The following is an 11,425-nucleotide window of genomic DNA, read 5'->3' as shown; positions in this document are numbered from 1 at the left end:
CGCACGCAAGAACTCAATACAAAAAATACAGAACTTGAACGCTCCAATGCTGAACTTGCCTCCTTCAATTCTTTTGCCAGCCACGATTTGCAGGAACCATTACGCAGCATTTCAAATTATACCGGTTTATTAGCAAAAAAGAACAACAACAAAGATGAGGATACAAATGAATATATGAATTATATCATTGAAGCCGCAGCACGTATGTCTGCACTCATTAAGGATTTGCTCGAATATTCTAGAATAGGAAAAGATATAGCTATATCAGAAATAGATTGCGATAAAATTTTGCACGAAGTTTTAAAAGATTTCGCACTATCCATCAAAGAAAACGGTGCAGAAATTCATTCTGATAAATTGCCCGTTTTAAACGGCTACGTCCATTTAAAATCTGTTTTTCAAAATCTTTTAAGCAATGCGATAAAATATAAAAAAGATGGAATGGATCCACTTATAAATATTACAGTACAAGACAAAGAAAAGGAATGGCTTTTCGCAATAAAGGATAATGGCATCGGAATAGAAAAAAAATATTATCATAAGCTTTTTGTAATTTTTCAGCGACTCCACACTCGGGCAGAATATCCCGGAACAGGAATAGGGCTGGCTAACTGCAAAAAAGTTGTTGAACTGCACGGAGGAAAAATATGGGTTGAATCAGAACTTGGAAAAGGGAGTGCATTTTATTTTACAATTCCTAAAACAATTATATAATGAAAAAAAAATTGAACTGCATTCTATTAATTGATGATAGTCCGGAAGCTAACCGCTTTAATCAAATCATCATTAAAGGAATGAATATTACCAACTCCATTCAATTTGCACAAACCGGTGTAGAAGCAATGGAATATCTTAAAAAAGAAAATCAAATTATTCCCGAAATCATATTTTTAGACATTAGTATGCCCAAAATGAACGGATGGGAATTTCTGGATCAATATAAGTTTTTGGAAGAAAAACAAAAAGCAAAAACAGTTATATTGATGCTAACCACATCTGTAAACCCCGATGATGAAGAAAAAGCAAAGCTAATACAAGAGATTTCGGGCTATCAAAACCACCCTTTATCCAAAGAAAAAATGACAGAAATTTTAGAGCAATATTTTCCGGATTATGTAGAAAATATTATATGCAAGAAATAATTTAAAATCATATCTATATGTAGAGATGCAAAACAATTGGAATGAGTGATTACCTCTTTAATCGTATGATGAAACAAAAAGCTTATTAAAATTGCCCGTTCAGTAAAGAAATTCAACGACAATGAAAATCCCGTGCAAGAAATAATTAATAAAACATATTTATAAAATTCATTACAATGAAAAAGCTTACCGGAAAAATTATCCTCGTTGATAATGAAAAATATGAAAAAGAACTTTTGGAAAAGTCTTTACAGCAAAAAGACTGGGATGTCGAAATAGAATATTTCACCCACTCTTTGGACGCTCTGGAATATTTGAAAAAAACGAAGGATGCGATATTTCTGATAATTTCAGAATTTGATTTGGTTAAAATGAATGGACTTGAGATGAAAAAAGCGATAGACGAACATCTTGAAGCATCTAAAAGAGCAGTGCCTTTTATTTTTTTAAGCAACACCGAAACAAAACAGGATCTTAAAGACGCATATCTTTATCGCGTGGGAGGTTCTTTCAAAAAACCATCCAATGTTGATAAACAAGCAGAAATATTTGACATAATAATCAGATATTGGATAGTCAACAACCATCCTAATAAATTATTTAGTAAAGAAAACAGCGACTTTATTGAGTAAAGGATACTATAGCGACATCATTTAACTTTGAACACATTTATCAAGCAGACTAAGTAAAAGCATAACTATCCTTGATAAACATTAACCAATAACCATATGCTTGTTTAAGATGAAAAAGCATGAAATGAAGAATAAATCTGGAATTGATTTTAAATCCCTCTTTGAGGCGATCCCGGGATTATATATCATTTTACTACCTGATTTTACAATTTTTGCGTTAAGCGATGCTTATGAACATGCGTCTATGACCAAACGGAATGAAATTATTGGTAAGGGAATGTTTGAAATATTCCCCGATAATCCGGATGATCATTCTGCTGATGGTGTTTCTAATTTGCGGGCTTCATTAAATTATGTTCTTAAAAACAAAGCCACTCATACGATGGCAGTTCAAAAGTATGATATTCGAAAACCGGATGGAGCATTTGAAATAAGATATTGGAGTCCTCTGAATAAACCCGTGTTGAATTCAAAAGAGGAAGTTGCTTACATCATTCACCGTGTTGAAGATGTTACTGAATATGTTAAAATAAAAAATGAACTTGCCCTGAAAGATATTGCAGCCGGCGAATTAAAGGAGCAAATGGAAATGGATATTTACGACCGTGCAAAAGAAATTCATCGAATGAACTCCGAATTAGAAAAAAAAGTAATTGAAATTGAAACGGCTAACAAAGGAACTGAACAATTTGCATTTATTGCTTCACACGATTTGCAAGAACCATTAAGAACCATTGCCAATTATGTAGGTTTATTTCATAAAAATTACAAAGGGAAATTAGATAAAGAGGCCGATCAGTTTCTGGATTTTATAAGCATTGCAACAGGTCGGATGCAGACACTCATCAAAGATTTATTGAATTATTCAAGAATAGGAAAAGATTTAAATAGAGAAGAAGTCAATTGCAATACACTGTTAAAGGAGGTGCTAAATGATTTGGCCAATTCTATTAAGGAAAGCGGAGCAGAAATACATTCAGTACAATTGCCCGTAATTAACAGCTTTCCTACAGAATTAAAATTTCTTTTTCGAAACCTTATCAGTAATGCTATCAAATTCAGAAAAAAAGATACACCCCCAATTATCAACATTACAGCACAAGAGGAAAATAAAGAATGGCTTTTTGCAATAACAGATAATGGAATTGGAATAGACAAAAAATATTATGATAAAATTTTTGTGATTTTTCAGCGACTGCACAATAAAGATGTTTACCAAGGAACAGGTATAGGACTGGCTGAATGTAAGAAAATTGTTGAAATGCACGGAGGGAAAATCTGGGTAGAATCTAAAACCGGAAAGGGAAGCGTATTTTATTTCACTATCCAAAAACCTAAAGCAAAATTCCTATGAAAAAAAAATTGAATTGCATTCTTTTGGTAGATGACAACGCAGCAGATAACTATTTTCATAAAATCATCATCAAAGAAATGAATTTTACAGAAAATATTGAAGTTGCTTTAGATGGTGAACAAGCCTTAACCTTTGTTAAGAAAGAAAACCAAATTCCACCCGAACTAATATTTTTAGATATCAATATGCCAAGAATGGACGGATGGGATTTTTTGGAAGCATATAGGGAATTAAGTGAAGAACAAAAATCAGATACAATTGTTATCATGCTTACTACATCACTAAATCCTGAAGACGAAAAAAAAGCCGAACAATTTGCGGAAGTTGTAGGCTTTAAAATTAAACCACTAACGGTAGAAATGCTTACAGAAATTTTAGAGCAGTATTTTCCGTATGTGCAAGAAAATAATTAATTAAAACAATATTTATAAACACTGTTGTCCGGGAAAAGGATAGAGATTCCTCATTTCTCTTCGCTCCATTCGGAAAGACAAGGGGTTCAGTTATATCAATGAGAGGGAGGGGTTAAGTTGCGCATCTTAACCCCTCCCTCTCACAAAAGACTTAAAAAGCCTGTCATTCCGACCGTAGGGAGGAATCTCATATATTTTACCAGTATTGATAGCGAAGATATAGCACTAATATACAGTCATTTTCCTGGCCGATATGCCATACATTTATCAAACTCTCCCGAGTTTACCATTTTAAAAATAAGCGTTGAATTATTAGCTGTGGTGGCAGTTGTTATTTATCCAAATTATTAATGGCATTGAATTTGGGTATAAAAACCAATAAAGCAGCCTATGCTCAAGCCATTGAAAATATTAATTCTTGAGGATGTACCTTTGGATGTTGAATTAATTAAACGTGAATTAAAAAAAGCAGATATTAATTTTACTTCAAGGACAGAATACACCAAAGATGGATTTATAAAGGCCTTGGATGAATTTTCTCCAGACGTAATATTGTCCGATCATTCCATGCCTCAATTTGATTCTATTGAGGCGTTTGAAATTTTCAAGCAAAAAAAACTAAGCATACCTTTTATTCTGGTAACCGGAACTGTTTCTGAGGAGTTTGCAGTAGAAGTTCTAAAAAATGGCGTTGACGATTATGTTTTAAAAGATAATCTGGCTAGGTTGCCAACAGCAATCCAAAAAGCACTAAATCAAAGAATAATCGAGTCAGAGAAATTACAGGCAATAGAAAAACTTAGAAAAAGCGAAGAACACTTCAGGTTATTGATTGAGAACGCAACAGATATAATTATTATCCTTGATTCAAATTTTTATTTTACGTTTTCTAGTCCCTCTATAGAGAGAATACTGGGATATACACCAAATGAAATTTTAGGAAAAAACATTTCTGATTTCATTCATCCCAATGATCTTGATTCCTTTACCAACGAGTTTGAAAAAATTCTTTCTGATACGGATGGCACCTATTTTATAACTTTTCGATTCAGGACTAAAAACACACGCTGGCTATATATTGAATCTACAGCAAAGGCTTATTCTGAAAGTGATGGAGGGATTAGTTATATAATAAATAGCAGGGACATTACAGACAGAGTGAAAATAGAAGAAAAACTAAAATATAAAATTAAAGAACTGGATATTTTAATTTATATGTATTCCCACGATTTAAAAGGACCTTTTTGTTCACTTCAGGGCTTTCTATATATCGCCAAAATGGAGGTAAAAGATGAAAATGCATTGAGATTCCTGAATTTAATAGAAAACACCACCAATAAACTTGATAACCTGCTGATGAATCTGGTAAATATTACTATGTTGAGCAGGGAAAATGTAAACATATCCGAAGTTGATATAGGAAAAATTGTTGACCAGGCTATTAAAAATTCCAAACCCTTTCATAAGGACATTGAAATACAATTTAAAATAGATATAGATTTAAAAGAAAAAATTTATTCTGATCCAAAGTTACTGCTTTCCATATTTGATCATCTTATAAGTAATGCAGTGGTTTTCAAAAACCTAGATATTATAGACCCATACGTGGATATCAGGGTTAGTAAAAAACATAACAGGCTTATAATTTCTGTAAAGGATAATGGCATAGGAATTCCCACTAAAATACAAGATAAGGTATATGATATATTTTTCAGGGGAAGCCATGAATCAAAAGGAAGCGGCCTGGGTTTATATATTGTAAAAAATGCTGTAGAAAAATTAAATGGCCATATTGAACTACAAAGCAAACTTGGTGAGGGGAGTGAATTCATAGTTGAATTGCCACTTAAAAATAAGCAAAGCTAAAGTTGAAAACCTAAAAAACTGTTTGCTGAATAAGCGATTTTAGAAATTCAAATTTTAGTCATTTCTTTTAAATTAGAAAAATAAATACTTAGGGCATGAAAACATTTCGTTTTGCTATGTTTTTTATTCTTCTCAAGGAATTAAGAATTTCTTGAGAAGAATGATTTATGCTTTCTTGGATTTTACAACATTTTTTGATAAATTACTTAATCATTCCGGTCTGTTAAATAATCCCAGAATGTATTTTATATTAATGAATGTGTTACAAAAAAAATACAATTAAACTGCTTATATTTAAATGAGGGTTTGATTTGTTTTGTGAAAATTAAGGAATCGAGTTTGCCTTTGCCAAAGTTTTAATAGGTAATACGACCCAAAACATGGAATTAAAAGATATTGCCTTAGTATTAATAGGCTTAGGTTTTTTTGCCTTGATAATTTCCGGATTAAAGACTCATGCAATTTTGCATATACTTAATAAAAGTAACAAGGAGTTGAAAATATGGAAAATATTAAACTTGTTCATTCTATTATTTGCTGTGGGGTATATTGTTTATGTTTTCTTTGTTTTTTCTGGAAATATTGAACAACGTATTTTTATAACAGGAATTTTATATTTTACTATTGCTTTATTTGTAAATTTAGTTGTTTGGGTGAATACACGAACAATTTCTGATCTTATCAAAAAAGATAAGGCTAAACAACAGATTCAGGACGAGCTGGAATCAAAAATAAAAATTAGCAAAGAAAATGAAGAGAAAATCCAAATTATATTCCAGAATGCCCCTGATGCAGTAATAGTAATTAATGAGCAGGGAAAAATAATTAAGTGGAACCCAAAAGCTGAAATTCTCTTTGGCTGGACAGAAAAAGAAGTAATGAACAAGACCCTGAGTGAAACTATAATTCCAGAACGCTACCGCGAGGCACATAACAGAGGGTTAAAACATTTTTTTAAAACAGGCGAAGGGCCTGTACTTCATAAAACCATTGAAATAGAGGCAATCAACAGGCAAAATAAAGAGTTTGATGTGGCTTTGAGCATTTCACCCTCAAAAATCAAAGACAAATATATTTTCATTGGTTTTATCCGTGATATTACAGAACAAAAAAAGGTAGAAAAACAATTAATGGAAAGTGAAAAAATAGTAAGACAAAACTTTGCTTTTACCAATTCTATTCTGGAAAACATTCCCAATATGGTATTTGTAAAGGATGCAAATAAACTTCGTTTTGTAAGCCTTAATAAAGCAGGGGAAGAGTTATTGGGATATTCCAAAGAATATTTGATTGGAAAAAACGATTACGATTTCTTTTCAAAAGAACAAGCAGATTACTTTTCAGCCAAGGATAAAGAGGTGCTTTCACAAAATGAAGTCTATGAGATTCTGGAAGAACCCATTATTACAAAGTATAAAGGAAAGAGATGGCTTCACACCAAAAAAATCGCCTTAATGGATGATAATGGCAACCCTGCATATTTAATGGGAATATCAGATGATATAACAGAACGTAAGATGGCCGAGCAAACGATTAGGCAAAATTCAGAGGAATTGGAAAAAAATATAAAGTTGATGGAAAATGCCAATAAAGAACTGGAGGCCTTTTCTTATTCCGTATCGCATGATTTGCGTGCCCCAATTCGTGGCATTAATGCTTTTACCCGTATCATCCAGGAAAAGTATAAGGATAAATTTGATGAAGAAGGGAAAGAGCTATTACAAATAATAGTGGATGAAGCAGTAAGAATGGGTAAGTTGATTGATGACCTGCTTGCTTTTTCCCGATTGGGAAGAAAAGATTTAGAAAAATCAAATGTAGATATGACAGCCCTTGCAAAAGAAGCCCTTGATGAAATTTTAAAATTATCTCAGGGTAAATATACAGCAAAGATTACTGTTAAGGATCTTGCTTTGGCCCGATGCGATAGCACATTAATACGACAGGTGTGGATAAATTTGATCACCAACGCATTAAAATATTCTTTTCCAAAGCCCAACCCAGTTATAGAAATCGGATCTTATCGGAAGGATGAAGAAACAGTGTATTATATAAAAGATAACGGTGTTGGTTTTGACATGAAATACTATGGAAAACTCTTTGGGGTATTTCAAAGATTGCACTCTCAGGAGGAATTTGAAGGAACTGGTATAGGGCTTGCAATTGTAAAAAAAATTATCTCCAGGCATGGAGGGAAGGTATGGGCAGAGGGAGAACTGCATAAAGGAGCTGGGTTTTATTTTTCCCTGCCTGATTAGATTTTTTATGTATAGGAATTTAAAAAGAATGTGGAAGGTTTTGTAATGATTCATGTTAATAATCAATTGTTGACAGTAAATTAAAAATGTTGAATGAAAGCAGGTTTTTGAAATAAAAAAAACATTGGTGTCCGAAATAAATTCAGTTATCTGAACGGAAGGCTTAATTTACCAATGTTTATACAGGCCGCCCATAATGGGGCTTGGTTTTTCCATTGGGTTTGTTTTCTATAAACAGGCCATTCCCATGGAACTGTTTTTTATTTAAACTCCGTAGGAGTGAACTGTTTGTAAAAAGCATTGCCAAAAAAAACAAGCTCTGTAGGAGCGGCCTGAAAATTAGCCGGACAATAATGATAAAAAAACATATAAAAAAATGGATATTTACCAAAAAGAGATTCTTCTTGTAGAAGACAATCCAAATGATGCAAAACTTGTTATTATGGCCCTTAAACAAGACAAAGTGGCCAATAATATTATACATGTTAAAGACGGAGAAGAGGCCTTGGATTTTATCTTTTCCAAAGGGTCTTTTTCTGATAGAAGTACCGATAATTTCCCTTGTTTAATATTATTAGATCTTAAAATGCCCAAAGTGGATGGCATTGAAGTGTTGCAAAAGATAAAAGCAGATAACCTCACAAAAAATATTCCCGTAGTAATTTTTACATCTTCAAGGGAAGATCCCGATATTAAAAAATGCTATGAATTGGGAGTAAATAGCTACATTGTAAAGCCAATGGAATTTGATCAGTTTGCAAAAGTTGTAAAAGAGGTCGGGTTTTACTGGGTTTTGATTAATCAATTGCCAAATCCTTAATATTAGCGCAAGAATTCTTGTAATTAATGCCAATCAAAGGTTAAAAACAGTGGATGATCAAGGTTGAAAATAAATTAACAGAATTAAAAGGGATTTTAATCTTAAGCAAGGGGTGCACTGATTGTAGAAAATGAATATTTTATTTCAAAAACTAAACCCTAAGAAATGACATTGTTTTCTAGCCAAAGCGGCAATAGCCACCTTCAGCTATGCAGAAAACTTTGCCAAATGACTCCTAATTTGGAAGGATTATTAATTTCCTTAAATATTGAAACATACCAAAAATCATAATTGCTTTTAAGGTTTTTGTCCTGTTTTTTGAAACCCTCACGCACCTTCAGCTTCGTAGACCAATAGAAATCACTGTTGTCCGGTAAAATATATGAGATTCCTCCCTACGGTCGGAATGACAGTCTTTTCAAGTCTTTTGTGAGAGGTAGGGGTTAAGTTGCGGCAAAGCCGCAACTTAACCCCCTCTCATTGATATATCTGAATCCCTTGTCATTCCGAATGGAGCGTAGCGAAATGAGGAATCTCTATCCTTTTCCCCGGACAACAGTGAATAGAAATAGGTAAATCATATAACTTATTTACCAAATAGTATAACAGATTGCACATAAGGGGAACTCATTCCTACATGATTACAGGAAATAATACTCTTTGGCTATCCTAATTCGCACTCAACGAATCTTCGCCACATAAAATAATAATAAACCTAAATCGGGTATGTTATTTGTAAAAATTAAAAAACAGTAAATAAAAAACCGAAGTAACAATTATCGTTTGTATTTAACCAATCAACTCAACATAGAAATGCCATTAGAAGAATATAATATCCACGCTGAGGCATCATTTGCAAAAAAACACCCTTCACTCCTATGTTTTTTATTCTTAGGTGGGCGCAAAGCGCATTTATTTAAAAGAGAGATGAAATTCCAAAATACAATCACGATTAATAATATCCCTATGCCTTTGTGTAATAGGGATTTTTGTTTTTGTATAAACAAATAAAATACTGCAATAAAACATCACACAAAAAAACGAATTAAAATTTGCAAAATCGTCAAACATAAAAATGAATCCTCCTTCAAAAAATACAAATGAAGACAGCGAAGATGCGCTAAAAAATATTTTTATGCAAGTGCCTGCCATGATTGCCATACTCAAAGGACATGAATATGTATTTGATTTTGCAAACCCTGCTTACATAGATATGGTTGGCAACCGTAATCTCACAGGTAAAACGCTGCTTGAAGCACGCCCCGAATTAGAAGGCCAGGGGTTTATTGAGCTGCTTGATAATGTTTATAAGACCGGAGAAACTTTCTTCGGTAAAGAAATGCCGATGATGTTCAACCGAAATGGTAAACATGAACAGGCTTATGTTAATTTTTCTTACCAGGCATTTAAAAACACCAAGGGCGAAACAGAGGGTATTTTGGTTTTTGCTAATGAAGTTACCGAACATGTAATAGCCCGCAAACAAATTGAAGAAAGCGAAAAGGAACATCAAAAAATGGCAGCGCGCTTAAAGCTTGCCACCGATTCTGCAAACATAGGTACTTGGTCTTTAGACATAAAAACACAAAAGTTAGAATGGTCTGCATTGCATAAAATAATGTGGGGATATGATGAACACGCTAAAGGCCTAACATACGAAGACTGGCATAAAGTGATTGTTCAAGAGGATAAAGGAAAGGCTTTTAAAAAAATAGAAGAAGCAAGAGTTAATCAAACGGCATATGAAGCAGAGTATGCCATTCACAGGGCAAATGATGGCGCCCTCCGTTGGATACGTTCTTTTGGAAAATATTATTATAACGATAAGGGAGAAGCAAAAATACTTACTGGGATCAGTATTGACATTACCGAACAAAAAGAAGCAGAGAAAAAAATTACAGAAAGCGAAGAGCGTTTCAGGATATTGGCTGACAATATTCCTAACCTTTCATGGATGGCTGATGCGGACGGCAACATATTTTGGTATAACCAAAAGTGGTATGATTATACCGGCACCACCTTGGCTGATATGGAAGGATGGGGCTGGCAATCGGTTCACGACCCTAAAGAGCTTCCAAACGTACTTGTTAAATGGCGTGAGGCTATAAAAACCGGCAACCCTTTTGAAATGTCTATTCCACTAAAAGGCGCAGACGGTAAGTTCCGTCAATTCCTGACTCGTGTTTTGCCACTTTACAACAGCCAAAACAAAATTTATAGATGGCTTGGAACCAACACAGATGTGAATAAACAAAAAGAAGCAGAAGAAAAAATTAAAGAAAGCGAAAAGGAACATCAAAAAATGGCAGCACGCTTACAGTTTTCTATTCAGGCTGCAAAATTAGGAACCTGGGAAATTGATGTTGAAACTGAAGAAACAGTAAGGGATTTCAGGCATGATGAGATATTCGGCTACAGCGAACCGGTTAAAGAATGGAATTTTGAAAAATTCTTAAAACATATTCACCCTGAGGATCTAAAATATGTTAAGGATATTATTAAAGATGCGCAATATCATAAATCTTTCGAATGTGAAACAAGAATTATTACCCCCGGGGGGCAAATTATATGGATTGAAATAAAAGGAAAACCAATGCCTGATTTTAAAGGCAAAAAAAAACTCTTTGGAGTAGTAGCAGATATTACCGAGAAAAAAACTTTAGAACTGCAAAAAGAAGGCTATTTAGTTATGCTGAAAGAGTATAACAAGGAACTTGAAGAGCTAACACAGGCAAAAGATAATTTTATTTCTTTAATATCCCATGACTTAAGAAATCCTCTTTCGGTGATCGTATCCTCCTCCGACATTTTACTTCAAAACATTGAAAATAAAGACATAAAAGACATCGAAGAATTTGGGAGGGTTATTAATAGATCTTCTAAAAGGGTTATGGCAAAATTTAGTAAACTGGTAGAATTATCTCGGTCGAAGAATAAAGC

9 protein-coding genes are annotated in these 11,425 nt (G+C 33.4%); all 9 read left to right on the top strand.

Going from position 1 to position 11,425, the window contains the following annotated elements; genetic code table 11:
* Positions 1 to 714, top strand: a 714-nt coding sequence (locus H0V01_05210) for a GHKL domain-containing protein (protein MBA2582771.1), incomplete at its 5' end; no start/stop codon positions are given.
* Positions 714 to 1,142, top strand: coding sequence for a response regulator (locus tag H0V01_05205; protein MBA2582770.1), 429 nt, complete (start codon positions 714 to 716; stop codon positions 1,140 to 1,142). The genes H0V01_05210 and H0V01_05205, both read left to right, overlap by 1 nt.
* A gap of 176 nt (positions 1,143 to 1,318) precedes the next feature.
* The gene (locus H0V01_05200; protein MBA2582769.1) at positions 1,319 to 1,774 is read left to right on the top strand and encodes a response regulator; all 456 of its coding nucleotides are present in this window, start codon (positions 1,319 to 1,321) and stop codon (positions 1,772 to 1,774) included.
* A gap of 124 nt (positions 1,775 to 1,898) precedes the next feature.
* Positions 1,899 to 3,128 carry a GHKL domain-containing protein gene (locus tag H0V01_05195; protein ID MBA2582768.1) on the top strand — a complete coding sequence of 410 codons (1,230 nt, stop codon included), beginning with the start codon at positions 1,899 to 1,901 and terminating at the stop codon, positions 3,126 to 3,128.
* Positions 3,125 to 3,541, top strand: a complete 417-nt coding sequence (locus H0V01_05190; GenBank protein MBA2582767.1) for a response regulator — start codon at positions 3,125 to 3,127, stop codon at positions 3,539 to 3,541. The genes H0V01_05195 and H0V01_05190 overlap by 4 nt, the downstream gene beginning before the upstream one ends.
* A 390-nt stretch (positions 3,542 to 3,931) precedes the next feature.
* Positions 3,932 to 5,407 (top strand): PAS domain S-box protein, encoded by a 1,476-nt coding sequence (locus H0V01_05185; protein MBA2582766.1) that lies wholly within the window; start codon positions 3,932 to 3,934, stop codon positions 5,405 to 5,407.
* A gap of 380 nt (positions 5,408 to 5,787) precedes the next feature.
* On the top strand, positions 5,788 to 7,665 hold the full coding sequence (locus H0V01_05180) for a PAS domain S-box protein (GenBank protein ID MBA2582765.1): 1,878 nt from the start codon (positions 5,788 to 5,790) through the stop codon (positions 7,663 to 7,665).
* Between the two features lie 376 nt (positions 7,666 to 8,041).
* Complete coding sequence (locus tag H0V01_05175; GenBank protein MBA2582764.1) at positions 8,042 to 8,485, top strand: response regulator; 444 nt, start codon at positions 8,042 to 8,044, stop codon at positions 8,483 to 8,485.
* 1,075 nt (positions 8,486 to 9,560) lie between these two features.
* On the top strand, positions 9,561 to 11,425 hold a 1,865-nt coding region (locus tag H0V01_05170), incomplete at its 3' end, for a PAS domain S-box protein (GenBank protein ID MBA2582763.1).

It is taken from the genome of Bacteroidota bacterium (assembly GCA_013696965.1).
Classification (GTDB): domain Bacteria; phylum Bacteroidota; class Bacteroidia; order JACCXN01; family JACCXN01; genus JACCXN01.
This window is presented reverse-complemented; position numbering and strand designations above follow the sequence as displayed.